Origin of the sequence: Microvirga splendida, assembly GCF_016427565.1 — a bacterium.
GTDB lineage: Bacteria > Pseudomonadota > Alphaproteobacteria > Rhizobiales > Beijerinckiaceae > Microvirga > Microvirga splendida.
Genome location: NZ_JAELXT010000002.1, coordinates 35516 through 59619 on the forward strand (window position 1 = coordinate 35516; position 24104 = coordinate 59619).

A 24104-nucleotide genomic window follows, 5' to 3' on the forward strand; every position below is an offset into this window, starting at 1 on the left:
CGCGCTTCGGTGCGCCGTTAAACCCCCCAGGAAGTTCAATGCTCCCCGGGCGAAGGATAGTTTAGACGTGAACGATCGCGGGTCAATGCGCCAAACGCAGCGTCTGACGGCCAATGAGGCCGGCCTTGCAGACGCGGCGGAGATCCTGCGGCGGGGCGGGCTCGTGGCCTTCCCGACGGAAACGGTCTACGGCCTCGGCGCCGACGCCACGGATGCACAGGCCGTCGCCGGCATCTATGCCGCCAAGGAGCGCCCGAGCTTCAACCCGCTGATCTCCCACCTGGACAGCTTCGAGTCCGCTCAAGAACAGGGCGTGTTCGACGAGACGGCCCGGCGCCTCGCCGAAGCCTTCTGGCCCGGGCCGCTGACCCTCGTGGTGCCGGTGGCGCCCGGCTGCACGATTTCGGACCTCGCCCGCGCCGGGCTCGACAGCGTGGGCCTGCGCGTGCCGGCCCATCCTCTCGCCCATGCGCTGCTGCAGAAGATCGGCCGCCCGGTCGCCGCGCCCTCGGCCAACCGTTCGGGGCGCGTGAGCCCCACGGATGCGGATCATGTGCTGGGCGATCTCGACGGGCGCATCGATGCGGTGCTCGACGGGGGACCGTCGCAGGTCGGCGTCGAATCGACCATCGTGGCGTGCATCAGTGGCACGCCCCGCCTGCTGCGGCCTGGCGGCATTCCCCGTGAGGCTATCGAGACGCTGATCGGGATGAGGCTGGAGGGCGGGCCGGAAGGCGGCAAGAGCCCGCTCGCGCCAGGAATGCTGGCGTCGCATTACGCGCCCCGCGCAAAGGTGCGCCTGAATGCGGCACGCGTCGAGGCGGATGAAGCGGTCCTGCTGTTCGGTGAGAAGGCTCCGGTGGGCACCGAGACGGCGCGTATCGCCCTGAACCTCAGCAAAAACGGCGACCTCGTGGAGGCCGCCGCTCATCTGTTTTCCTATCTGAGGCAGCTCGACGCCTCGGGGGCCGCGACCATTGCCGTGAGCCCGATCCCGGAGACGGGCTTGGGCGAGGCCATCACCGACCGCCTGAGGCGCGCTGCGGCGGAGCGGTAGTTCGTTCCCACGGACATACTGAAACACAGCGTGTCATCACCGGCCTTGTGCCGGTGATCTCGACTGGAAGAGTGCCGAGCCTCACAGCATCGGGATGGCCGGGACAAGCCCGGCCATGACGTGAGAGAGAGGCCTTACTTCGCGGCCAGCTTCGCGGCGATCTGGGCCACGTGACGGCCCTGGAAGCGGGCGCCGTCGAGGTCGATCTCGGTCGGCTGGCGCGAGCCGTCTCCGCCGGCGATCGTGGAGGCGCCGTAGGGCGAGCCGCCGCGGATCTGGTCGACGCCCGACTGCCCTGCGAAGGAGTAAGGCAGGCCGACCAACACCATGCCGTGGTGCAGGAGCACGGGCAGCGTGGTGAGGATGGTGGCTTCCTGACCGCCGTGCTGGGTGGCCGTGGAGGTGAAGACCGAGCCGACCTTGCCGATGAGCGCGCCCTTAGCCCAGAGGGCGCCGGTCTGGTCGAGGAAGTTCTTCATCTGGGCCGTCATGGTGCCGTAGCGGGTCGGCGTGCCGAAGATGATGGCGTCGTATTCGGGCAGCTCCTCGACCGTGGCGATGGGCGCCTTCTGGTCGGTCTTGTAGTGAGCCGCCTGGGCCACGGCCTCGGGCACGAGCTCCGGCACGCGCTTCACCACGACCTCGGCGCCGGCCTCGCGGGCGCCTTCGGCCGCCGCATAGGCCATCTGCTCGATATGCCCCCAGGACGAATAATACAGAACCAGAACCTTGGTCATTGGAACTCCGATGCATTGGATTGAGACGCAGGCCGGACCCTTCCCAAGCCCCTCTCGACGAGCGGCAGGACCCGCGCCGGTCTGCGATTGATGACGCTCAGGAGGATAAGCTTTCTTCCCTGCAAAACCAGTGCTAGATATGCAGGGGTTCTCTTGCGTGAATGCAAACCCATGGCCAAACAGCAGCATCTCGACTGGGACGATTTCCGGCTCGTGAAGATCATCGCAGAGGCCAATGGCCTCGCCGGCGCCGCCGAGCGCCTCGGGGTCAATCATTCGACGGTGTTCCGACGGCTCGGCCAGATGGAGGAGAGCCTCGGGGTCAAGCTCTTCGAGCGGCATCGGACCGGCTACGTGCTCACCACGGCCGGCGAGGAAATGATGGCGCTGGCCGAGCAGATGGACGAGAACGTCACCGCCTTCACCCGCAAGCTGGTGGGCCAGGCCGTCGCGCCCGCCGGTGAACTGCGCGTCACCACCAACGACACCCTGCTCGTCCACCTGCTGACGCCGATCTTCGCCCGCTTCATCACGGCATGCCCCGAGATGCGGCTCGACGTGGTTCTCGCCAACCAGGCCCTGAACCTGTCGAAGCGCGACGCGGACGTGGCGATCCGCGCGACCGACGACCCGCCCGAGACCCTGGTGGGACGGCGGGTGGCGACCATTGCCTGGGCGATCTATGGCCGGAAGGCGGACTTTCCCGATGTCCAGGGGCCGGAGGATGTCGCCCTGGCCGATCTCTTCGACCGGCACTGGGTTGCGCTGGGGGACAACCTGGCGACCCTGAAGGTCGCCCGCTTCGTGCGCGAGCACGTGGCTGCGGAGAACATCGTCTACAAGGTCAACACGGTGCTCGGCCTCTCCGAGGCGGTGGAGGCCGGAACGGGCATCGGCCCCCTGCCCTGCTTCATCGCCGATGCGAGCCCCAACCTCGTGCGGCTGTCGGACATCGATGCGAATTTCGCGGCCGGCCTGTGGCTCCTCACCCATCCGGACCTGCGCCAGTCCGCCCGGGTGCGGGCCTTCATGGACTTCATGGCCACCGAGATCGCCAAGCAGAAGAAGCGGATCGAAGGGGGCGGAGCCAAAGCCGCCGTGCTCAGCGAAGCGAGCTAACCGATCTCCACCACCACCCGGCCCTTGATCCGCCCGGCCACGATCTCGCGGCCTGCCTCCAGCACCCCGTCGAGCGGGATCGTCGTGGTCATGGCGGCGAGCTTGTCGTGATCGAGCTCGCGGGCGATGCGGCTCCAGGCTTCCAGCCGCAGCGCCTTGGGGGCCATCACCGAATCGACGCCGAGCAGGGACACGTTGCGCAGGATGAAGGGCGCGACGGTGCTGGGCAGGTCCATCCCGCCCGCAAGCCCGCAGGCCGCGACGGCGCCGCCATACTTCGTCATGGACAGGACATTGGCGAGCGTCGTGGACCCGACCGTGTCGACGCCCGCCGCCCAGCGCTCCTTGGCGAGCGGCTTTGCGGGACCGGCGAGTTCGCTGCGGTCGAGGATCTCGGACGCGCCGAGGCCCTTCAGGTAATCGGCTTCCTCGGGCCTCCCCGTGGAGGCGATCACGTGCCACCCCGCCTTGGCGAGGAGCGCCACCGCCACCGAGCCCACGCCGCCGACCGCGCCCGTGACGATGGCCGGACCGCGATCGGGATTCAGGCCGTGCCGCTCCAGGGCCATCAGGCAGAGCATCGCCGTATAGCCCGCCGTGCCGACCGCCATGGCCTGCTTGGCTGAAAGTCCTTCGGGCAGCGGGATGAGCCAGTCACCCTTCACGCGCACCTTCTCGGCATAGGCGCCCAGATGCGTCTCGCCCAGACCCCAGCCATTGAGCACGACGGCGTCGCCGGGCTTGAAATCGGAATTCGACGAGGCTTCCACCGTGCCCGCGAGATCGACGCCGGGGATCATCGGGAAGCGCCGCACCACCGGGGCCTTGCCGGTGAGCGCTAAGCCATCCTTGTAGTTCAGGGTCGAATGCGAGACGCGGACGGTCACGTCGCCGTCCATCAGATCCGCCTCGTCGAAGGCGCGGATGCCGACATTCTGACCGGCCTCCGTCTTGTCGATGACCATAGCCTTGAATGCGCTCATGCCGATTCCTCCCCGCACCCATTTGTGGCGCGGCGGAGGATCAGGGCAAGCGCCGAGGAATCATCCCTTCGCAGCACTGAGGGGCTTCAGATGCCTCATAAAGCCAACCTGAGCCTCATCCTGAGGAGCGTAGCGTCTCGAAGGACGAGGCGTCTCCAGCATGCACTGGACGCTCCTTCGAGACGCCGCTGCGCGGGTCCCCAGGATGAGGTGGGTTGGTGGTTAGATGCTCTTATTCCGCCGGCTGCAGGGCCGGAGCGCGATCGACCGGCTGCTCCTTGATCGGCAGGTTGATCAGGGCCGACAGAAGGCCGAGCAGGACGGAGAGCCACCAGACCATGCTGTAATTGCCGTTGATCTCGTAGAGCAGGCCGCCGAGCCACACGCCGAGGAAGCCGCCGACTTGGTGCGAGAAAAACGCGAAGCCGTAGAGCATGGCCATGTAGCGCGTGCCGAACATCAGCATCACGAGGGAGGACGTGGGCGGCACGGTGGAGAGCCACAGCAGCCCGATGGAGATGCCGAACAGGATCGACGTCACGGGCGTGGCCGGGATCAGGATGAAGGCGGCAATGGCCACCGAGCGGCCGAGATAGATCCAGGCGAGCAGCCAGCGCTTCGACATGCGGGTGGAAAGCCAGCCCGAGCCCAGGGAGCCCGCCGCATTGGCAAGGCCGATCACGGCGAGCGTCCAGCCGCCGACGGCGGCCGAGAGCCCCGCATCCTTCAGGTAGGCCGGCAGATGCACGGTGATGAAGGCGAGCTGGAAGCCACAGGTAAAGAAGCCGAGCACGAGCAGCACATAGGAGCGATGCTTGAAGGCCTCCGACAGGGCCTGGGCGATGGACTGGTTCGGAGCCGCCGCCGGCCCGGACTGCGCCGTATCGCCGGTGGGCCGGGTCGCAAGCGCCAGCGCCAGGGGCATGACGATGAGCACGCTACCGGCGAAGACCAGAAGGGTGTGCTGCCAGCCGAAGGACTCGATCAGCACGTTGCCGATAGGCGGGAACAGGAACTGGCCGAAGGAGCCCGCCGCTGTGCCCGCCCCGAAGGCCATGGGGCGCCACTTCTCCGGCAGGATCTTGCCGAAGGCGCCGAGCACCAGGTTGAACGAGCAGCCGGAGAGGCCGAACCCGATGAGCACGCCGGCGCCGATATGCAGGACGCCGGGCGTGGTCGCATAGGCCATGACCACGAGGCCAAGGGCATAGAGCAGAGCGCCCACGCAGAGCACCCGGAAGGCGCCGAACCGGTCCGCCACCGCGCCGGCGAAGGGCTGGCCGACGCCCCAGAGGAGGTTCTGGATCGCGATGGCGAAGCCGAAGGTGTCCCGGCCCCAGCCGTATTCCGTGATCATCGGAAGCTGGAACAGCCCCGCGGAGGCCCGGGGCCCGAACGTGATCAGGGCGATGAGGCAGCCGCAGACGACGATGATTTCCGGGGAGACGCGGGGGCGGACGGTCGATGCAGGCATGGGCATGGCCTCAAGGCACGAAACGGAGACGGCACCCTAGCCCGAGTCGGGCATCAGCAGAATTGAAAGTTTGTCGCGTTTGGTATGACGCTTTGTGATGGATGAGCGCTCGCCGATCCTTCAGTCCAGGCTTCAGATGACGATGATATCGGCCGCAGTCATCTTGGCCTTGTTCGACAGTATGGCGATCTCGACCGCCCGGGCTTTTCCCGACCCATCGGCATCGTAGTACAGGATGCCTTTGGACTTGTTGTAGACGAGATAATCGTCCCCATCGCCGGCCTTGCTGCCAATCTCGAAGTGCTTGCTCTTCAGAGGCCCGCTTTTACCGATCTTCTTGAAGACGGAGTTCTCCAGGCGGATGGCGTCATAGCGGGCATTGAAGTCGGAGATCCGATCCAGGTTGGATGCCTTGCTGGGCTTGGTATTGAAGACGAACGCGTCGCTGCCGGTGCCACCGCTCAGGATGTCGTTTCCCACACCGCCCATGAGGATGTCGTTTCCGGAACCACCGTACAGGCTGTCCTTTCCGCCATTGCCCTTGAGCGTATTGGCTGCGCCGTTGCCGGTGAGCTTGTCGTTGGAGCGACCGCCCGTGGCGTTCTCGATCACCACGCCGTTCGCAATCGTGAAACCGCCGGCGACGCCCGACTCGCGGGAGACGAACCCTCCCGCGTTACGGTCGCCGGTCCGCAAGGTCGCGGCCCTCAGGTCGATCTGCACACCGGCCGATGCATTGGCGGCCGTGATCGTGTCCGTCCCACCCGCATCCCAGAGACAGAACCACCCCTGTTCCTCGGTGAACAGGTTCCATGTCGGCAGGGTGTAGACGTTTTTCCCCGCACCCGTCGCCATGTTCTTTCCATACAGAGCCTGCAGGGCCGCGATATCGAAGGCGCCGAGCCCAGCCTGGTTGCCATAGGTGACGTCGTAGCCGGCCCGATCCCAGCCGGTATTGTACGACATGACCGTCCAGATCCCCTGGTTCAGGCCGTAGGTGCCGGTCGGAGACGCGTCGGTGACACCGGGGAACGTGGTTCCTCCCGCGTCCCCGCCATCGTGCGGATGCGCCAGTCCCAGGCCATGCCCCAGTTCATGCAGCACGGTGTTGAGGCCGTCGCCACCGAAATGCATGTTTCTCCATGAGGTGGTGGAGGGGTCGAAATATCCCCAGGCCTGGTCGCCGCTGGGCAGTTCGTGGATGCCGAGCGCGTCGCCGCCGATCGTCGTCTTCCACCAGACGATATCGGCCGCGCCTGCTGAACTGGCGAGCTCGAATCGGAGGCCGCAGACGCTCTCGTAGACGGCGGTTGCGTAGTCGAACACGTCCTTCTCAGCGGCGGTCCAGTTCTGCGCCTGGGCCGCACTGGTCAGGACCTCGCTCGACCCGTGGCGGGCGCTGGCTTCCGCGAAGTCGCCGCTCCGGCCGAAATAGACCTTGATCGGCTCAGCGGTCGTGTCCCAGGCCTTTCCACCCCAGATCAGGGAATCCACAAAGACATTCCCGTAGCCGGAGCCCGGCACAGCGTTTCGGATCGTCGCCATTATTCACCCGTCTCGAGACCGCGAGCCTCAAGCCTTTACGACTCTCTGCCGTTTCTCCTAGTGCCGAAACGCACAGGCGAGGGATTTTCTCAGGTCTGTCCCGGCTTGAGCTTGTAGAAGATATGACGGCCGATCACGTCCATCTTCTTCAGGCGGCGCGACCAGGAGGGGCGGACGTAGTCAGCATGGTAGTGCGTCGCCCCGCCCACATCGGCCAGATAGGTCCTGCCTTCGAGCACGGCGCTCGCCACCTGCCTGGCCCGGTCCCAGGACTCGGTGTCGCGGATGCGAAGCGCCTTGCCCTCGCAGGCGAAGGTGAACTGGCAGGCAAGATGGCGGTGGCGGTTCTGGTAGACCACGCCGCAGATGGACGAGGGATAAAGCCCGCTCTTGACGCGGTTCAGCACCACCTGGGCCACCGCCGCCTGACCTTCCACGGGCTCGCTGCGCGCCTCGAAATAGACCGCCTCGGCCAGGCAGCGCTGTTCCTTGCTCGTGTTGTCGGGATCGATCAGGTCGGCATAGCGCGGGCGGTCGGGATCGTCGCTCTTCGGCAGGATCGTCACGTCGCCCCGGTCGAGGCGCGGCGACTGCAGGGACACGGGAGCGGCGGCGATCTCCATGGGGGTGGCATCGACGGGCGCGGGCGTGGCCGAGGACAGGGTGACGGCGCGCTTCACCATGGGCGTGGTCGGGCTTGCCGAGGCTCCGGTCGAGCCCGCCGCCGCGGCCGCCGGCGACTGCACCGAGGTGGCCTGCCGGGTCGTGGTGTATTCGGGCGCCTGCCAGGGCTCGAAGGCCTGCTCCATCTCGAATTCTTCGAGTTGGCCTTCCATGAGCACGGTCGGCGGCAGGAGGTCCTCGTCGCGGCTGTAGAGCAGACGGGCGCTGCCGGCCTGGTTGAGCACGGGGCGGAGCTGCTTGGCCCGGCGGGAGAGGGTCGCGTGCGGGGGGACCAGCGGGTTGCCCTTCATGGAGCGGTTGATGACGGCATCGGGACCCGCATCGGCCTTGCGGTCGGCCTTTAGGGGCTCGGAATCGGCCGTCTCGTCCGGCAGGTCATAGCGCGGCAGGGAGCGGAGGATGTCGCGCTCGATCCCGAGCTTTCCGTCGGCGATGGAGGCGCCGGTCGGCGGCACGAGCGCGGTATCGACAAGGCGGGCGGCGGAGCTGCGCGGGGCGAAGCTCACGCCGGAATGGAGGTCGTTGCTGGCCGAGGCGGTGAACGAGATCAGCAGGCCGGTCGCCAGCGCCCAGGGAGCCGTGGTGGCGCAGATCCATTTCACCCGAGACCGTCGATATGGAAGACGCACGCGCAACACCCTGCAAAAACTAAGCACAATCCGGAGCATCCAGCAGGAGGGCTCCGATGGCTTAAAGTTATCGCGGGTTAAGGTTGATGGGTGGTTAAGGCGGGATTGGCCCTACCCGGCCGCACCTGCGGCAGCCTGACGCTTATCGGCCAGACGCCGCAAGGCATCGGCGGTTTCCGCGTCGGCGGGGAAGAAGGCCTCGATGGCGAGTTCCGACAGGGTCACGTCCACCGGCGTGCCGAAGATCGTGATGGTGCTGAACAGGGTCAGCACGCCCTCTTCCGTCAAGAGCTGGAGCGGCACGACGATGCCGGCATAATCGTGGCTCTCCTTGGGAGCGCGTGCCGCCGCATCGGGCGTCGGATAGGCGCGCAGTTCATCGACGAAACTGGCCAGGACCGCGTCGCCGGTCGCGTCCACCTGCCGCTGCAGGCGATGGACCAGATGGCTGCGCCACTCGGTGAAGTTGACGATGCGGCGGGCGAGGCCTGCCGGATGAATGCTCAGGCGCAGCACGTTCACCGGGGGCTTCATCAGCGCCGGGTCCACATCGCCGATGAGCGACACGAGAGCGTCGTTGGCGGAAACCAGCGACCAGTGCCGGTCGACGGCGAGCGCCGGATAGGGATCGTGCCCCTTGAGCACGAGATCGACCGCCTGACGCATGCCCGCCAGCGCCGGATCGTCCAGGGAGCGCTCCGAATAGACCGGCGCGTAGCCGGCCGAGACCAGCATGATGTTGCGCTCGCGCAGGGGCATGTCGAGTTTTTCCGCCAGCAGCAGCACCATCTCGCGGCTCGGCTGCGAGCGGCCGGTCTCGAGGAAGCTCAGGTGCCGCGTGGAGATCTCGGCCTCCAACGCCAGATCCATCTGGCTCATGCGCCGGCGCTGGCGCCATTCACGAAGATAGTCGCCCACAGGCAGGGTGCTGTTCACGGGTGCGGTCGTGGTTCTCATGAGCGCACCATAACGCGAGGCAGGCCGGTGTTCCATGACCTCCGAGGTAATCGACGGCGCTCCCTCCCGGCGCAATCCTGCCTTCACGGTTGAGGCCTTCAATCGCTGAACCACAGGAGACAGCCATGATGAACATCCACTCCTCCCCGCTTCTTCGCCAAGCTCTCGTGGCCGACGCCGCCACCAGCGCCGCCTTCGGGCTGCTGATGCTGATCGGTGCTGGGCCGTTGAGCGGCGTGCTCGGGCTGCCAGAGATGCTGCTGCGTGTCGCAGGTCTCATCCTCCTGCCTTACGCCGGCTTCATCGGCTGGCTCGGCGTACGCGAGACGATCCACAAGTCCGTCGCCTGGGCGGTAGTGCTGGGCAACGCGCTATGGGTCGCCGACAGCCTCTTGCTCCTGGTGAGCGGCTGGGTTGCGCCGACGAGCGCCGGCTATGCCTTCGTGATCGCCCAGGCGCTGGTGGTGCTGATGTATGCCGAGTTTCAATACGTGGGATTGCGGCGGTCGCAGGAAGCCGTGGCGTGAGACGCCGAGCAACCACTCGTCATCCCGGACGGCGTCAGCCGATCCGGGATGACGATACAGGTCAGCCCCTCGCATCCCGTCCGTTGAACGGGATCGGCGTGATCTCCGACAATTCCACCGTCTCAAGACAGCGCACGTTGATCGCCGCCGTCGCCTCACCGGTGGGTTGCTTGCCTTCGCCGAAGGTGGCCGTGCCGCAGGTGGAGCAGAAGCGGTGCTGGATCGTGTGCGTGTTGAAGGTGTAGGTGGCAAGATCCTCCTCGCCGCGGATCACGTTCAGGGCGCTGCGTGGCACGAAGGTCAGGAGATAGCCCTTGCGGCGGCAGATCGAGCAGTTGCACTCGATCACCTGCGCGAGATCCGTCTCGACCTCGTACGCGACCTTGCCGCAATGGCACGAGCCCGTGTGAAGCGCCATCTCTTCCCCCTTCGCTTTTACTGTGCCATCGCCACCATGACCGTGACGATGAGCCCTGCGCCGAGCACTGCGATGAAGCGGTCGCCCATGGTGAGCGGCTCCGCCCTGCCCTGCGCGGCCATCTGGCCGATGATCATATCGAGCACAAGGGACACGGCGAAGGGCCATGCGGCTGGCGGCACGACCAGTTCCTGCAGATGCGGCCGTGGCGCCACGACGAGGCCGATCACGATGCCGGAGAGCAGCACCGTGGCGATGTAGAGCAGGCGCCCGCGCGACAGGGACATCGGCATCACGCCTGACTCGCGGCTTTGGCGCCGAGCGCCGCTTGGGCTGCCGCAAGGCGCGCGATCGGCACGCGGTAGGGCGAGCAGGACACGTAGTCGAGCCCAGTTGACTCGCAGAAGTGGATCGACGCCGGATCGCCGCCGTGCTCGCCGCAGATCCCGAGCTTGATGTCGGCGCGGGTCTTCTTGCCGCGTTCCACCGCGAGCTTCACCAGTTCGCCCACGCCTTCCTGATCGATGGTCACGAACGGATCGGCCGGCAGCAGGCCCTTTTGCGTGTAGGGCCCCAGGAACGAGGCCGCGTCGTCGCGTGAGATGCCGAGCGTGGTCTGGGTCAGATCGTTGGTGCCGAAGGAGAAGAACTCCGCCGATTCCGCAATTTCGCCGGCGCGCAGGGCCGCGCGCGGCAGCTCGATCATCGTGCCGACCTGATACTCGATGGCGACGCCGCTTTCCGCCTTCACGGCTTCCGCCATGGCGACGATGCGCTCCTTCACCAGATCGAGCTCCGGCTTCGTCATCACGAGCGGCACCATAATCTCGGGCACCACGGGCTGGCCGGTCGTCTTGCCGGCCTCGACCGCCGCCTCGAAGATGGCGCGTGCCTGCATCTCGGCGATTTCCGGATAGGCCACCGCCAGGCGGCAGCCGCGGAAGCCGAGCATCGGGTTGAACTCGTGCAGCTCGCGGGCGCGGTGCCGGAGCTTGTCGATGGGCGCATTCATCGACTTCGCCACTTCCTGCATCTCTTCTTCCGAGTGCGGCAGGAACTCGTGCAGCGGCGGATCGAGCAGGCGGATCGTGACGGGCAGGCCGCTCATGATCGAGAACAGTTCGGCAAAGTCCTTGCGCTGCATGGGCAGCAGCTTGGAGAGCGCGGCGCGGCGGCCCGCCTCGTCGTCGGAGAGGATCATCTCGCGCACAGCCACGATGCGGTCGCCCTCGAAGAACATGTGCTCCGTGCGGCAGAGTCCGATGCCCTCGGCACCGAAATTGCGCGCGGTCTTGGCGTCGAGCGGCGTTTCCGCATTGGCGCGCACCTTCATGCGGCGCACCTTGTCGGCCCAGCCCATCAGGGTGGCGAACTCGCCCGACAGCTCGGGCTCCAGCATCTTCACCTGGCCCAGCAGCACCTGGCCGTTGGAGCCGTCGATGGTGATGATCTCGCCCTTCCTGAGAGTCTGGCCGGCGACCGTGAGGGTCTGGGTGGCATAATCCACGCGGATCTGGCCCGCGCCCGACACGCAGGGCTTGCCCATGCCGCGGGCGACCACCGCCGCGTGGGAGGTCATGCCGCCACGGGTGGTGAGAATGCCTTCCGCCGCATGCATGCCGTGGATGTCCTCAGGCGAGGTCTCGACGCGCACGAGAATGACCTTGTGGCCCGCCTTCTTGGCGGCCTCCGCGTCGTCCGAGTTGAACACGATCGCACCCGAGGCCGCGCCCGGCGAAGCCGGCAGGCCGGTGGCCAGGATCTTGCGCTCGGCCTTGGGGTCGATGGTGGGGTGCAGCAGCTGGTCGAGGGCTGCGGGCTCCACGCGGGTGACGGCCTCCTCCTGCGTGATCAGGCCCTCGGACGCCAGCTCCACGGCGATGCGGAGCGCGGCCTTCGCCGTGCGCTTGCCGTTGCGGGTCTGGAGCATCCAGAGCTTGCCGGTCTCCACCGTGAATTCCATGTCCTGCATGTCACGGTAGTGCTTTTCCAGGATGCCGTAGATGCGCACCAGCTCGTTGTAGGCGTCGGGCATGGCGCGTTCCATGGAGGGCTTGTCGGAGCCCGATGCGACGCGCGCCTTCTCGGTGATGTCCTGCGGGGTGCGGATGCCCGCCACCACGTCCTCGCCCTGGGCGTTGATGAGGAACTCGCCGTAGAGCTCGCTCTCGCCGGTGGAGGGGTTGCGGGTGAAGGCGACGCCCGTGGCCGAGGTCTCGCCCATGTTGCCGAACACCATGGCCTGCACGTTCACGGCCGTGCCCCAGCTCGCCGGAATGCCGTGCAGCTCGCGGTACTTGATGGCGCGGTTGTTCATCCAGGAGCCGAACACGGCCCCGATGGCGCCCCAGAGCTGCGCCTCGGGCTCCTGCGGGAAGGGCTTTCCGAGCTCCTTCTCGACCAGCGCCTTGTAGCGCGGGAGAATGGCCTTCCAGTCCTGGGCGGTCATGTCCGTGTCGAGCGAGTAGCCCTTGCGGTCCTTGTACTCGTCGAGGATCTCCTCGAAGTGGTGGTGCTCGATGCCCAGCACCACGTTGGAATACATGGTGATGAACCGGCGATAGGAGTCATAAGCGAAGCGCTCGTCGCCCGCGCCCCTGGCCAGGGCCTCGACGGTCACGTCGTTGAGACCGAGGTTCAGCACCGTGTCCATCATGCCGGGCATCGAGGCCCGGGCGCCGGAGCGGACGGAGACCAGAAGCGGGTTCTCGGGATCGCCGAAGGTGCGGCCGGTGAGCTTGCCGACGAAGTCCAGGGCCTTCTCGACCTGGGTCTTCAGTTCCTCCGGATAGGCGCGGCCGTGGTCGTAGTAATAGGTGCAGAGTTCCGTCGTGATGGTGAAGCCCGGGGGCACCGGCAACCCTAAGTTGGACATCTCGGCGAGATTGGCCCCCTTGCCGCCCAGCAGGTTCTTCATCCCCGCCTGGCCTTCGGCCCGACCGTCCCCGAAGGTATAGACCCACTGCGTCATCACTCGATCCCTTGGCTTAAGAAACGCCCTGCTGCCGCGCAGGTGTTGGCTTGAAACATGTGGAACCCAAACGCAAGCTGAACAGCCACGGTTCCGGGAAAATTCAGGGGGTGGACGCTGCCCTCCCCGTCATCCCCGGACTTGTTCCGGGGATCTACGTCTTGAACCCGGCCCAAAGCGTGGATGGCCGGGACGAGCCCGGCCATGACGCTGAGAACAAACAAAAATGGCCGGGACATGCCCGGCCACCGTAATCGTCCATGAACTCGGGATCAAACCCGGTAGCGCCCGTTGCGCTTCACGTAGACCGTGGTGCCCACGGGCACCCGCTCGTAGAGGTCGGCCACATCCTCGTTGAGCATGCGCACGCAGCCCGAGGAGACCTGCTCGCCGATGCTCCAGGGCTCGTTGGTGCCGTGGATGCGGAAGAGCGTGTCGGCGCCGTTCTGGTGCAGGTAGAGGGCGCGGGCGCCGAGCGGGTTGTCGAGGCCGGCTTCCATGTAGCGCGGGAGGTCCGGCTTGATGCCGACCATGGTCTTGGTGGGCGACCAGGCGGGCCAGACGCCCTTGCGGCCGACGGACGCGACGCCGCGCCAGGAGAAGCCCTGCTTGCCGACGCCGACGCCGTAGCGGATCGCCTTGCCCTCGGGCTGGACGAGATAGAGCATGCGCTCGTCGATATCGACCACGATGGAGCCCGGCTTCTCAGGGCCCTTGTACTCCACCGTCTGGCGGGCATACTTCGGGTCCATCTTGCGGCGGTCGACCAGCGGGATGTTGTGCGGCTGATCCGGGATCGAGCCCACATACCAGTTGTCGTCGTCCGCCGTGGCGACGGGCTGTTGGGCGGTCTGGCAGGCAGCCAGAGGCACGCTCAGGAGAGCGGCGATCAGGAGGCGTCGAATCATCATCGGTCTTCTGAACTGAATCGGTTGTCGCCTACCTAGGGCCTCATGGGCCGATTGGCTGTGCCTCCCAGGCAACACCTTAACCCGAATTAACCGGCGAGAGCTGGCCCATGCGCTTGGCGCAACCCTCACTGTTTGCCGGGTCCCGATTACCCCTCGATCCGGGAGAAATCCGCCACCGTGCGGGTCGCCTCGCGGATGCTGTTGAGGAGCCGCAGGCGGTTGGCCCGAAGCGCCGGATCCTCCGCGTTCACCGTCACCTTGTCGAAGAAGGCGTCCACGGGCTGGCGCAGGCGGGACAGGGCCCGCATTGCGCCCTCGAAATCCTCCGCCTCGACGGCGGCGGCCTCGCGTTTCGCTCCATCGAGCACCACAGCCAGGGCTTTTTCCTCGATCTGGCCCTGATCGTTGACGATCTGGAGATCGGGCGCCTCGTTGTAGGCCCACCCGTCCTTCTTCTCCTCGATCCGCAGGATATTGGCCGCGCGGCGATAACCGGCGAGCAGGTTCTTGCCGTCCTCGGTGTCGAGGAAGCGACCGAGCGCCTCCACGCGGCGGACGATCATGAGCAGGTCATCCCACAACGAATGTGCTGCCGTACCGACCGTCGCATCGATGAGATCGTGACGAATACCTCTGTCGCGGAGGCTTACCTTGAGGCGGTCGAAGAAGAATTCCTGAACCAAATCGAGCAGGATCAATTCAGCCTTCTCAGGATCGCCCTCACCGGCATGACCTTGGGCGGTCAGGATGCCCAATGATTGTTTTGCAACGTCGTAAAGCTTGAGGCGCAGGTTGTTCTCCAGCACCAACCGGATCACACCCAACGCCGCACGACGCAGCGCATATGGATCCTTCGATCCAGTCGGTTTCTCATCAATCGCCCAGAAGCCAACGAGGGTATCAATCTTGTCGGCAAGCGCCACAGCAATCGAGACCGGATCGGTGGGCACGCGGTCAGAGGGACCGAGCGGCTTGTAGTGCTCCTCGATGGCGGCGGCGACGGAGGTGTGCTCGCCCTGCAGCGTCGCGTAGTAGCGGCCCATGAGGCCCTGCAGCTCGGGGAACTCGCCCACCATCTCGGTGACGAGATCGGCCTTGGCGAGACGGGCTGCGCGCTCTGCGAGTTCGGGATCGGCGCCGACGATGAGAGCCAGTTCCTTAGCCAGCGCCGCGATGCGCTCCACGCGCTCGTATTGCGTGCCGAGCTTCTCGTGGAACACGATGGATTTCAGCTTCTCCAGTCTTTCTTCCAGCTTCACCTGCTGGTCCGTCTTCCAGAAGAAGTTGGCATCGGAGAGGCGCGCGCGCACCACGCGCTCGTTGCCGCCGACAATCGTCTTGCCGCCGTCGCTGGCGATGAGATTGGACGTCAGCAGGAATTTGTTGGCGAGCTTGCCGGTGTTGGGATCGCGCAGCACGAAGCATTTCTGGTTCGCCCGGATCGTGGTGCGGATCACCTCCGGGGGGATGTCGAGAAACGCCTCATCGAAGGAGCCCATGAGCACCACGGGCCATTCCACGAGGCCCGCAACCTCTTCCAGCAGACCTTCGTCCTCGACGAGTTCGAGCCCCTGCGCGAAGGCGAGATCCTTGGCGTCGTGCAGGATCATGTCCTTGCGGCGGTCGGTGTCGATCACGACCTTGGCGCGCTCGAGCGCCGGCGCGTAATCGTCGAAGCGCTTCACGCGGATCTCGCCCGGCGCGAGGAAGCGGTGGCCCTTCGTGACGTCGCCCGAGCCGATCCCGTCCACATCGAAGCGCACCACCTCCGGGTCCTCGGTCTCAGGACCGAAGGTGCACACGATGGAATGGAGCGGACGCACCCAGCGGAGCGAGCCCGGCTCGCGGGAGGCCGCGCCCCAGCGCATGGATTTCGGCCAGGGGAAATTCTTGACGATGCCGGGCAGGATCTCCGCCAGCACGTCCGGCGTCGAGCGGCCGGGCTTCTCGATGACGGCGACGTAGAACTCGCCCTTCTTCGGATCGCTCTCGATCTTCGCCTGGTCGATGGAGGCGAGTCCCGCCCCTTTCAGGAAGCCCTGGATGGCCGCATCGGGCGAGCCGACGCGCGGGCCCTTGCGCTCCTCGCACACGTCCTGCCCCTTCACGGGCAGGCCCGCGACGTGCAGCGCGAGCCGCCGCGGCGTCGCAAAGGCCTTGGCGCCCTCGTAGAGGAAGCCGCGCTCCACGAGCGCATCGGTGACGAGCTTCCTCAGATCCTCCGCGGCACGGCGCTGCATGCGGGCCGGGATTTCTTCGGAAAAGAGTTCGAGGAGGAGATCGGGCATGGGAGAACTTTTTGATCAGAGAAGAGGGAGGTGGAAGAGTGCCGCGGTCAAGCCGCCACGCCTCCGCCCTCGGTCTTCAGCCATGCGGCGCCGCAGGCTTTCGCCAGTTCGCGGACGCGCAGGATGTAGCTCTGGCGCTCGGTGACGGAGATCACGCCGCGGGCATCGAGCAGGTTGAACATGTGGCTGGCCTTGATGCACTGGTCGTAGGCCGGCAGGGCCATCAGGTGGCGCTGGTCGTTGGCGTCAGCCTCCGGCTCGCCGGCTTCCAGGTATTTGCGGCAGGCCGCCTCCGCGTCGCGGAAGTGCCGGAACAGCATCTCGGTATCGGCATGCTCGAAGTTGTGGCGGGAATATTCCTGCTCGGCCTGCAGGAACACGTCGCCGTAGGTGACCTTCTCGACGCCCTCGAGCCCGTTGAAGTTGAGGTCGTAGATCGACTCCACACCCTGCAGGTACATGGCGAGACGCTCGAGCCCGTAGGTCAGCTCGCCCGCAACCGGCGAGCACTCGAAGCCCGCCACCTGCTGGAAATAGGTGAACTGCGACACCTCCATGCCGTCGCACCAGCATTCCCACCCGAGGCCCCAGGCGCCGAGCGTCGGGCTCTCCCAGTCGTCCTCGACGAAGCGGATGTCGTGGAGGGCGGTGTCGATGCCGATGGCCTTGAGCGAGCCGAGATAGAGCTCCTGCAGGTTCGGCGGGTTCGGCTTCAGGATCACCTGGAACTGGTAATAGTGCTGGAGCCGGTTCGGGTTCTCGCCGTAGCGCCCGTCCTTGGGGCGGCGGGAGGGCTGCACATAGGCCGCACGCCAGGACTTGGGACCGAGCGCCCGCAGGGTGGTGGCCGGGTGGAAGGTGCCGGCACCCATCTCCATGTCGTAGGGCTGAAGGATCAGGCAGCCCTGTTCGGCCCAATAGCGCTGGAGCGTGAGGATCAGGCCCTGGAAAGAGCGCGCAGGGTTCATATGCGCGGGTTCGCTCATACTAAAGCATCCAATCAATGCGAAATCAGGCGAACCCTTGGGATGACGGGCGGCTCAAGTCAAGCGTTGGGCTGCCCCCGGTGTCATTCCCGGAAGGACGCGCAGCGGAGGGGAAGGGAATCCATGGCGCAGCGCGTGAGACTGGATCCCCTTCCCTCGCCTGCGGCTCGCCGGGGATGACACTAAAGCCCCAGCCGTGCCCAGGCAGCCCTCTCTTCCAGGACACCGACGATCTCACCGGGGTCGATGAGGCTGATGTCGCCGATGGGGCGGCGGCCGAGCAGTCGCCCCAGCAGCGGCGAGCGGGCGGGCTCGATCATGCGGAACCGCACCTTGTCGCCGAAGCGCCGGCGCATGACGGAGCGGATGTCGCCCAGTCCGTCCACGAGGCCGAGATCGACCGCCTCCGCCCCGACCCAGAATGCGCCGGAGAAGAGATCGTCGTAGGAATCGTTGAGCTTTTCGCCCCGGCGGGTGCGGACGAGATCGACGAAGACATCATGGATCTTCACCTGGAGCCCCTTCAGGCGGATCACGTCATCCGGGTTCTCGGGCCGGAACGGATCGAGCATGGCCTTGCTCTTGCCGGCGGTATGCACCCGCCGCTCGATGCCGAGGCGCTCGATCAACTCATGGAAGCCGAAGCTCGCGGAAACCACCCCGATGGAGCCCACGATGGAGGCCGGATCGGCATAGATCTCGTCCGCCGCGCAGGCGATCATGTAGCCGCCGGAGGCCGCTGCATCCTCCACGAAGGCGATGACGGGAAGCTTCTTCTCCTCGGAGAGGGTGCGGATCCGCCGGAAGATCAGGTGCGATTGCGCCGCCGAGCCGCCCGGCGAATTGATCACCAGGGCCACCGCCTTGGCGCCCGGCACGGAGAAGGCGCGCTCCAGGAGCGGCGCCACGCTCGCCATGGCGAGCCCTGCCCGAAACGGCATCACGGCACCGATCGGGCCGGACAGGCGCACCACGGGCACGACCGGATGCGAGTAGGCGCGGTACTTGGCCGGAAGGAGAAACTGAAGGCGAGCGGGGAGCATGGAGGAGAAGGATGTTTGAGCCATAGCGTCTATGTAGGGTGCACGGCCCGGCTTCCCAAGATGAACGTCCCGTTAGGGAATTCGTCGGAGTTCGTTCAGGTGCGAACGCCTAAAACCTCACCATGGAGAACAGCCCTGCCCCGACGCCGGGCAGAGGTGAGGAGAAAACAATGCGTAAGCTGATGTTCGGCCTTCTTGGCCTTGCGACCCTCGGGCTAGGTGCCTTCTCGGCGCAACCGGTCGAGGCCCAGCCCTATTATCGGGATTACGGTTACGGGTATCGTCCCGTGATCGAGCGCCGCTATGTCCGCCCCCGTCCGGTGATCAGCGTCCAGATCGGCACTCCCTACCGGGCCTACCGCCCCTACCGGGCTTACCGTCCTGCCCCGATCTACCGCCCGGTCCGCACGGTTCGGCGCTGCTGGGTCGAGCGCCGGCGGGTGTGGACCAATTACGGCTGGACCCGTCGTCCGGTCGAGGTCTGCCGCACGGTGCAGCGCCCCGTCCGAAGGCATGTCTATCGCTACTGACCCTAAGGGCGCCGAAAGGCGCCCTTTTTCATAGGAGATCGGTCTCGCCCCGGTGCAGCGCCTCGGCTTCCGGCGTGAAGCGCCCATCGGGGCCGTTCAGAATCAGGGGCGGCAGGATGCTCATCGGCGCCCGGCTGCCCTTGATCCCACGGAGCAGGAGCCGAATCGCGGGCCTGTCGGCGGATGGGTGAACGAAGCAAAGCTCCATCCCGCCTAGCCATTTACCCAGGATCTCCAGGCACTCGGCTGTCCGGTCGGCCCTGTGAATCAGCGCCAGCCGTCCCTTGGGCTTGAGCAGCCCCGTGCAGGCCTTGAGCCACGCCTCCAGGCCGCCCGCCGGGAGGGCATGAGCCGCCGCCCGGCCGAGGTCCGGCGAGATCCGGGCCTGCCCCTCCTCCAGGAAAGGCGGGTTGGTCAGGACGAGGTCTGCGCTCTCCGGACTGAGGCCCGCGGCTTGGCGTGAGGCCTTGTCGAGCACGTCCGCAACCGCGACCTCGCCCTGAATCCCGTTGTCCCGGAGGTTGCGGCGGCAGAGTTCGGTGAGATCCGGATCGCGCTCCACGAAGACGAGACGGGCATCCTTCTCCCGGGCGGCGACCATCAGCCCGACCGCCCCGGTGGCGGCGCCGACGTCCACGACCCCGTCCCCGGGCCTCACGGGAGCAGCGGCGGCGAGCAGCACCGCATCGGTGCCGGCACGGTGGCCCCGGACGGGCTGAACCAGGCGCACGCGCCCGCCGAGCAGTAAATCCTGCGTGACCTCAAGCATGCCGCAGCTCGGTCTCCAGCCCCGCATCGGTGATCAGGCGGCGGGCCTGCGCCGCGTGATCCTCAGGCACAAGGATCCGGCGCGGGAAGACGCCGATCATGCCCTCCAGGGCGCTCATGTGCGTATCCGCCACCAGAACGGGGATATTGGCGTTTTCCAAGAGAGATTGTAGGAAGCCGACCAGAACGAGATCGCTGCTTCGGACGATTTCGACCATCGGCCTGAGACCCTTTCCTCTGCGGTAAGCGTTTGCATTGCAGCATGGAAAGTGCCATGCCAGTTCATATTCCTACCGGCTTTTCCCGCCGGCAACCCGGGTCGTGACAGTGGGCGTCGTCGTTCCGTTCGAAGACAAGCATCCCGAGAAGAATGCGAGCATCGAGAAGCTCGTGTCCCTTGTGGCCTCCGATATGGAACGGGTCAATGCGATGATCCTGTCGCGCACGGGCTCCGAGGTCACGATGATCCCGGAGGTGGCGAACCACCTCATCTCCTCGGGCGGCAAGCGCCTGCGCCCCATGCTGACGCTGGCCACGGCGGGCCTCTCCGGCTACCAGGGCGACGGGCATGTGAAGCTCGCGGCCTCCGTGGAGTTCATGCACACCGCCACCCTCCTCCACGACGACGTGGTGGACGAGAGCGACATGCGCCGGGGCAGGATCGCGGCCCGCATCAAGTGGGGCAACGAGGCCAGCGTGCTGGTCGGCGACTTCCTGCTCGGCCAGGCCTTCCGCATGATGGTGGAGGTGGGCTCGCTCCGGGCGCTGGACATCCTCTCCGCCGCCGCGACCGTGATCGCCGAGGGCGAGGTGATGCAGCTCGCCGCCGCCAAGAACACCGAGACGACGGAAGACGAGTATCTGGCCGTGATCCGCGGCAAGACCGCGGAGCTGTTCGCCGCCGCCTGCGAGGTCGGCCCCGTGATCGCCGGACGCCCCAAGGCCGAGCAGGCCGCCTGCCGCTCCTATGGAATGAATCTCGGCATCGCCTTCCAGCTCGTGGACGATGCCCTCGATTACGGCGGCAAGGCCGCAACCCTGGGCAAGAACGTGGGCGACGATTTCCGCGAGGGCAAGATCACCCTTCCCGTGGTTCTTTCGTTCCGTCGCGGCACGGACGAGGAGCGCGCCTTCTGGAAACGGGTGCTCGAGCAGGGCGAAATCGAAGACGCCGACCTGGAGAAGGCTGTGGCGATCATGCGCCGCCACCGGGCTCTCGAGGACACGGTCGAGCGCGCCCGCCATTACGGCGCCATGGCCCGCGACGCGCTGGCGCTGTTCCCGTCGAGCCCCATGAAGCAGGCGCTGCTCGACACGGTCGATTTCTGCATCGCCCGCGCCCACTGATCTGAACGCGTCATGGCCGGCCTTGTGCCGGCCATCCCGATCCTGAAAAGCACTGTGCCTCATCGCGTCGGGATCACCGGCACAAGGCCGGTGATGACGCGCGGTTGGATTACCGCAGGCTCGTCGCCTTGACCCACCAGTGCGGGCGCAGGCTGCGAATCTGTCGAGCCCCTTCGGCGGCGGCTTCGCAATCGTCATAGAGCCCGAACACCGTCGCGCCCGAGCCGGACATGCGCGCCAAGCGGCAGCAATCCGTCTCGGCGATCAGGCCGAGCGCCTCGCCGATCAGCGGCTGGACCTTGAGGGCGGGCGGTTCGAGATCGTTGCGGGCCTTGTTCAGCAGGGTGAGAAGCGCGTCCGGCGAGGATGCTTCATGAGCGGGATGGGCTGCAACGGACAGTCCCTGCCCCGGCTGCAGGCCCAGGGCCTTGAACACGGCCGGCGTCTCCACCGGCACACGCGGGTTCACCAGCACGCCGAAGAGGCGCGGCAGGATCAGCGCAGGTCCCAGTTCCTCCCCCGCCCCCCGCATCATGCGGGCTCTCGGCTCCAGGCAGACCGGCACATCGGCTCCGGTGAGCCGGGCGGCCTCCCTCACGGCTGGGTGCGAAACCGGCAAGCCATTGAGGCGGGCCAGAAGCCGCAGGGCGGCGGCGGCATCCGATGACCCGCCGCCGATCCCGGCCGCTACGGGCAGGCGCTTCGTGAGATGAAAGGTGCCGACCTTCAGGCCGTCCACGCGATCCGCGAGAAGGCGGGCCGCCTTCATGACGAGGTTGTCGGCATCGCTCCCCGCGAGTGGGGCCGTCGGGCCGTCCACATGGAGCGCCAGCCCGGTGCCGGGCTCGAGCCGGAGATCGTCGCCCGTTCCGGCGAAGGCCACAAGGCTTTCCAGGTCGTGATAGCCGTCGGCCCGGCGCCCGAGCACATGGAGCGTCAGGTTGATCTTGGCGGGCGCACGGGTGGCGAGCGGCTGGGGCATGGCGCCTCCATGCCTGAGTGCGGGGCGGATGGGAAGAGTGTCTGGCAGCACGTCCATCGCCTTACCCCTCATCCTGAGGAGCAGACGCAGTCTGCGTCTCGAAGGAGGCTCCAGTGCTCTCTGGACGATCCTTCGAGACGCCGCTGATGCGGCTCCTCAGGATGAGGCTACGGGGACGTGGTTCAAAATAGAAATGGCCGGGACGAGCCCGGCCATGACGTGAAACATAGAGCTTGGTGAGCTTTACCCGCCATTCTGCTTGGGCGCCTCGGCCTGAGGCGCCGGCGTATTCTCCGCCGCGGCCGGCTTCGGCTCCTCTTCGAGGCCGTTGTCGATCTTCTTGAGGATCTTCACCAGTTCCTCGTGCTCCGGATCCGAGTTCTTGGCGTGATCCCACTGGAACTTCGCCTCGAGCTTGCGGCCGACCTTCCAGTAGGCGTCGCCCAGGTGGTCGTTGATGGTCGCGTCGCCCGGCTTCAGCTCGACGGCCTTTTCCAGCTCGCGCACGGCATCCTCATAGCGGCCCATGCGGTAATAGGCCCAGCCCAGCGAATCGATGATCATGCCGTCGCGGGGTGCGAGCTCCACCGCCTTGGTGAGCATCTTGAACGCCTCGTCGATGTTCAAATTACGATCGACCCAGGAATAGGCGAGGTAGTTCATCACCTGCGCCCGGGCGGCGTTCAGGTTCTCCGGAACGAGTTCCAGGGCCTTCTTCAGATCGGCCTCGGCCTTGTCCCACTGCTTCGAGCGCTCATAGGACGAGCCACGGTAGAAGAACAGGAGCCAGTGACCGCGCTCGAGCTGGCCGATGAGGTTGATGGCCTTGGTGTAGGTTTCCGCGGCTTCCTCGAACTTCTTGCGCGAACGCTGCACGTTGCCCAGCGCCATGACCACATCCACGTCCTCGGGATGCTCCTTCATGAGCTTCTCGAGGTAGGTGCTGGCATCCTCGCCACGGCCCATCAGTTCGTAGTTGTGCCCGATGGAGATATCGGCGCTCGTGCGGATGGGCGAATCCTTGGGGATCCGCGCAAAGACCGCGTTGGCGTTGTCGTACTGCTTGAGGCGCTCGTAGACGTCGCCGAGGGTGACGAGGGCCAGCGCATGATCCGGCTTGAGCTCCAGGCCGAGGCGCAGATAGATGATGGCCGTCAGCTCGTCGCCCTGGGAATTGCCGACGACGCCGAGGCCGTAGAGCAGCTCCGCCGCGCCTTCCTGCGCATTGGTGACGAGCGGCATGAGGGGCTTGCCCTCCTCCAGCGTCTTGATGGCGGTGCGCACGATGGGGTGGCGCGGCGCCACCTCGTCGAAGGCCCGGTAGATCTTCAGGGCCTCGTCCTTGCGACCGCGCTTGGCGAGGAAGCGGCCATAGGCGTCCACCACCTGCAGGGTGTTGCGCTCGCCCTCATAGGCCGCCTTGAAGCGCTTCTCCGCCTCGGCCGTATTGCCGGTCACGTCGGCGATGAGAGCTGCATGGTACTCGCGGAATTGATCGAAGGCCCGCTCGTTCTTGAGCTTGTCGACAGTCGCGAGCGCCTGCTTGCCATCCTTGGAGCCCGCCTGGGTCCAGGCGGTGAGAAGCGTTGCCGTGAGATCCGCCTGGCGGCCGCGGATGCTCTTCGAGAGCCTGTTCCGGGCGTCGGCATATTTCTGGTTCTTAATAGCGCGGACGCCGAGCGCGAACTGGGCCAGGTTGTTCGACCCGTCCCGGGCCGAGAGGCGCTCCGCCGCCCGAACCGCGTCCGGCATGGAGCCATTGGCCAGGAAGGCCACGAAAGCCCGCTCCAGAAGCTCCAGGTTGCGGGGATCATCCTGGATGGCCTGCCGGAAGAAGAGGGTCGCGGCCTCCGTATCCCGCGCGGAACCCGCCACATAGGCCGAGAGGAAATTGCCCTCGAGGCTCTGGGCCGGCTGCAGAATGTCGTCCTCGGCGGCATTCGCCACGGCAGCGGGGGACACCAGCACGGTGGCGGCCAGCAACATCAGGGCAGTCAAGCCCTTGCGGGACTTATGAAATTTCAAGGTGGGCACGAAGCGCGGCTCCAATCATCGCAGCATCTCATCGGAGGGAGATGTGCGCCAAATCAGGCCGGAGAATGGCGCCTCCCTCTAAGAGCCGCAAGGGGACAATTGACGCTGGGGCGT

At 66.3% G+C, this 24104-nt stretch carries 22 protein-coding genes; 5 read left to right on the plus strand and 17 right to left on the minus strand.

What is annotated here, in order from left to right:
- Positions 1-67 precede the first annotated feature (67 nt).
- Positions 68-1057 (plus strand): L-threonylcarbamoyladenylate synthase, encoded by a 990-nt coding sequence (locus JAO75_RS02285; RefSeq protein ID WP_425523142.1) that lies wholly within the window; start codon positions 68-70, stop codon positions 1055-1057.
- 134 nt (positions 1058-1191) lie between these two features.
- Here the strand turns inward: JAO75_RS02285 and wrbA are convergent, their stop codons facing one another.
- Positions 1192-1794, minus strand: coding sequence for an NAD(P)H:quinone oxidoreductase (gene wrbA / locus JAO75_RS02290; protein ID WP_199046354.1), 603 nt, complete (start codon positions 1792-1794; stop codon positions 1192-1194).
- A 171-nt stretch (positions 1795-1965) separates the two neighbouring features.
- Here wrbA and JAO75_RS02295 point away from each other — a divergent pair, with 171 nt between their 5' ends.
- Complete coding sequence (locus tag JAO75_RS02295) at positions 1966-2913, plus strand: LysR family transcriptional regulator (protein WP_199046355.1); 948 nt, start codon at positions 1966-1968, stop codon at positions 2911-2913.
- Here the strand turns inward: JAO75_RS02295 and acuI are convergent.
- The 5 genes from acuI to JAO75_RS02320 all read right to left on the minus strand — a co-directional run bounded on the left by acuI (position 2910) and on the right by JAO75_RS02320 (position 9185).
- On the minus strand, positions 2910-3896 hold the full coding sequence (gene acuI, locus JAO75_RS02300) for an acrylyl-CoA reductase (NADPH) (protein WP_199046356.1): 987 nt from the start codon (positions 3894-3896) through the stop codon (positions 2910-2912). The genes JAO75_RS02295 and acuI overlap by 4 nt on opposite strands.
- A 232-nt stretch (positions 3897-4128) precedes the next feature.
- Positions 4129-5370: an MFS transporter gene (locus tag JAO75_RS02305; RefSeq protein WP_199046357.1), complete on the minus strand. Its 1242-nt coding sequence runs from the start codon at positions 5368-5370 to the stop codon at positions 4129-4131.
- A gap of 132 nt (positions 5371-5502) precedes the next feature.
- On the minus strand, positions 5503-6915 hold the full coding sequence (locus JAO75_RS02310) for a M10 family metallopeptidase (RefSeq protein WP_199046358.1): 1413 nt from the start codon (positions 6913-6915) through the stop codon (positions 5503-5505).
- Between the two features lie 89 nt (positions 6916-7004).
- Entirely contained in the window at positions 7005-8201 is a 1197-nt protein-coding gene (locus JAO75_RS02315) for a cell wall hydrolase (protein ID WP_343234539.1), read from the minus strand.
- Positions 8202-8339: 138 nt separating this feature from the next.
- Complete coding sequence (locus JAO75_RS02320; protein WP_246742332.1) at positions 8340-9185, minus strand: helix-turn-helix domain-containing protein; 846 nt, start codon at positions 9183-9185, stop codon at positions 8340-8342.
- 125 nt (positions 9186-9310) lie between these two features.
- Between JAO75_RS02320 and JAO75_RS02325 the strand changes: the two genes are divergently transcribed.
- On the plus strand, positions 9311-9712 hold the full coding sequence (locus JAO75_RS02325) for a hypothetical protein (RefSeq protein ID WP_199046361.1): 402 nt from the start codon (positions 9311-9313) through the stop codon (positions 9710-9712).
- 61 nt (positions 9713-9773) lie between these two features.
- On the opposite strand, the gene JAO75_RS02330 is transcribed toward JAO75_RS02325, so the two are convergent.
- The 7 genes from JAO75_RS02330 to JAO75_RS02360 form a co-directional block, all read right to left on the minus strand.
- The gene (locus JAO75_RS02330; protein WP_199046363.1) at positions 9774-10130 is read right to left on the minus strand and encodes a GFA family protein; all 357 of its coding nucleotides are present in this window, start codon (positions 10128-10130) and stop codon (positions 9774-9776) included.
- A gap of 17 nt (positions 10131-10147) precedes the next feature.
- A complete protein-coding gene (locus JAO75_RS02335; protein ID WP_199046365.1) occupies positions 10148-10426 on the minus strand; it encodes a hypothetical protein in 279 nt (92 codons plus the stop codon).
- A complete protein-coding gene (gene ppdK, locus JAO75_RS02340; protein ID WP_199046367.1) occupies positions 10423-13101 on the minus strand; it encodes a pyruvate, phosphate dikinase in 2679 nt (892 codons plus the stop codon). Before ppdK ends, JAO75_RS02335 begins: the two co-directional genes overlap by 4 nt.
- 272 nt (positions 13102-13373) lie before the next feature.
- Complete coding sequence (locus tag JAO75_RS02345) at positions 13374-14012, minus strand: L,D-transpeptidase (RefSeq protein ID WP_199046369.1); 639 nt, start codon at positions 14010-14012, stop codon at positions 13374-13376.
- A 146-nt stretch (positions 14013-14158) separates the two neighbouring features.
- Positions 14159-16300 carry a glycine--tRNA ligase subunit beta gene (glyS, locus tag JAO75_RS02350; RefSeq protein ID WP_199046371.1) on the minus strand — a complete coding sequence of 714 codons (2142 nt, stop codon included), beginning with the start codon at positions 16298-16300 and terminating at the stop codon, positions 14159-14161.
- A 47-nt stretch (positions 16301-16347) separates the two neighbouring features.
- Positions 16348-17286, minus strand: a complete 939-nt coding sequence (locus tag JAO75_RS02355; protein ID WP_199046373.1) for a glycine--tRNA ligase subunit alpha — start codon at positions 17284-17286, stop codon at positions 16348-16350.
- Between the two features lie 182 nt (positions 17287-17468).
- Positions 17469-18353, minus strand: coding sequence for a S49 family peptidase (locus JAO75_RS02360; RefSeq protein WP_246742333.1), 885 nt, complete (start codon positions 18351-18353; stop codon positions 17469-17471).
- Positions 18354-18499: 146 nt separating this feature from the next.
- Between JAO75_RS02360 and JAO75_RS02365 the strand changes: the two genes are divergently transcribed.
- Positions 18500-18859 (plus strand): hypothetical protein, encoded by a 360-nt coding sequence (locus JAO75_RS02365; protein ID WP_199046375.1) that lies wholly within the window; start codon positions 18500-18502, stop codon positions 18857-18859.
- Between the two features lie 28 nt (positions 18860-18887).
- Here JAO75_RS02365 and JAO75_RS02370 read toward each other — a convergent pair whose 3' ends face one another.
- Together JAO75_RS02370 and JAO75_RS02375 are read right to left on the minus strand one after the other, a co-directional pair.
- Positions 18888-19628: a tRNA1(Val) (adenine(37)-N6)-methyltransferase gene (locus JAO75_RS02370; RefSeq protein WP_199046377.1), complete on the minus strand. Its 741-nt coding sequence runs from the start codon at positions 19626-19628 to the stop codon at positions 18888-18890.
- Positions 19621-19845: a putative signal transducing protein gene (locus JAO75_RS02375; RefSeq protein WP_199046379.1), complete on the minus strand. Its 225-nt coding sequence runs from the start codon at positions 19843-19845 to the stop codon at positions 19621-19623. Before JAO75_RS02375 ends, JAO75_RS02370 begins: the two co-directional genes overlap by 8 nt.
- Before the next feature lie 109 nt (positions 19846-19954).
- Here JAO75_RS02375 and JAO75_RS02380 point away from each other — a divergent pair, with 109 nt between their 5' ends.
- The gene (locus JAO75_RS02380) at positions 19955-20974 is read left to right on the plus strand and encodes a polyprenyl synthetase family protein (protein ID WP_199046869.1); all 1020 of its coding nucleotides are present in this window, start codon (positions 19955-19957) and stop codon (positions 20972-20974) included.
- 109 nt (positions 20975-21083) lie between these two features.
- On the opposite strand, the gene JAO75_RS02385 is transcribed toward JAO75_RS02380, so the two are convergent.
- Both JAO75_RS02385 and JAO75_RS02390 read right to left on the minus strand, forming a co-directional pair.
- Positions 21084-21956 (minus strand): 4-(cytidine 5'-diphospho)-2-C-methyl-D-erythritol kinase, encoded by an 873-nt coding sequence (locus tag JAO75_RS02385; protein WP_199046381.1) that lies wholly within the window; start codon positions 21954-21956, stop codon positions 21084-21086.
- A 243-nt stretch (positions 21957-22199) separates the two neighbouring features.
- On the minus strand, positions 22200-23990 hold the full coding sequence (locus tag JAO75_RS02390) for a tetratricopeptide repeat protein (RefSeq protein WP_343234540.1): 1791 nt from the start codon (positions 23988-23990) through the stop codon (positions 22200-22202).
- Between the last annotated feature and the right edge of the window lie 114 nt (positions 23991-24104).

Coding starts and splice junctions, on each gene's coding strand:
- JAO75_RS02330 (WP_199046363.1), bottom strand. CDS start 10,130: ATGGCGCTTCACACGGGCTCGTGCCATTGCGGCAAGGTCGCGTACGAG.
- JAO75_RS02310 (WP_199046358.1), bottom strand. CDS start 6,915: ATGGCGACGATCCGAAACGCTGTGCCGGGCTCCGGCTACGGGAATGTC.
- JAO75_RS02355 (WP_199046373.1), bottom strand. CDS start 17,286: ATGAGCGAACCCGCGCATATGAACCCTGCGCGCTCTTTCCAGGGCCTG.
- ppdK (WP_199046367.1), bottom strand. CDS start 13,101: ATGACGCAGTGGGTCTATACCTTCGGGGACGGTCGGGCCGAAGGCCAG.
- JAO75_RS02360 (WP_246742333.1), bottom strand. CDS start 18,353: ATGGCTCAAACATCCTTCTCCTCCATGCTCCCCGCTCGCCTTCAGTTT.
- JAO75_RS02385 (WP_199046381.1), bottom strand. CDS start 21,956: ATGCCCCAGCCGCTCGCCACCCGTGCGCCCGCCAAGATCAACCTGACG.
- wrbA (WP_199046354.1), bottom strand. CDS start 1,794: ATGACCAAGGTTCTGGTTCTGTATTATTCGTCCTGGGGGCATATCGAG.
- JAO75_RS02365 (WP_199046375.1), top strand. CDS start 18,500: ATGCGTAAGCTGATGTTCGGCCTTCTTGGCCTTGCGACCCTCGGGCTA.
- glyS (WP_199046371.1), bottom strand. CDS start 16,300: ATGCCCGATCTCCTCCTCGAACTCTTTTCCGAAGAAATCCCGGCCCGC.
- JAO75_RS02370 (WP_199046377.1), bottom strand. CDS start 19,628: ATGCTTGAGGTCACGCAGGATTTACTGCTCGGCGGGCGCGTGCGCCTG.
- acuI (WP_199046356.1), bottom strand. CDS start 3,896: ATGAGCGCATTCAAGGCTATGGTCATCGACAAGACGGAGGCCGGTCAG.
- JAO75_RS02325 (WP_199046361.1), top strand. CDS start 9,311: ATGATGAACATCCACTCCTCCCCGCTTCTTCGCCAAGCTCTCGTGGCC.
- JAO75_RS02320 (WP_246742332.1), bottom strand. CDS start 9,185: ATGAGAACCACGACCGCACCCGTGAACAGCACCCTGCCTGTGGGCGAC.
- JAO75_RS02375 (WP_199046379.1), bottom strand. CDS start 19,845: ATGGTCGAAATCGTCCGAAGCAGCGATCTCGTTCTGGTCGGCTTCCTA.
- JAO75_RS02305 (WP_199046357.1), bottom strand. CDS start 5,370: ATGCCTGCATCGACCGTCCGCCCCCGCGTCTCCCCGGAAATCATCGTC.
- JAO75_RS02295 (WP_199046355.1), top strand. CDS start 1,966: ATGGCCAAACAGCAGCATCTCGACTGGGACGATTTCCGGCTCGTGAAG.
- JAO75_RS02345 (WP_199046369.1), bottom strand. CDS start 14,012: ATGATGATTCGACGCCTCCTGATCGCCGCTCTCCTGAGCGTGCCTCTG.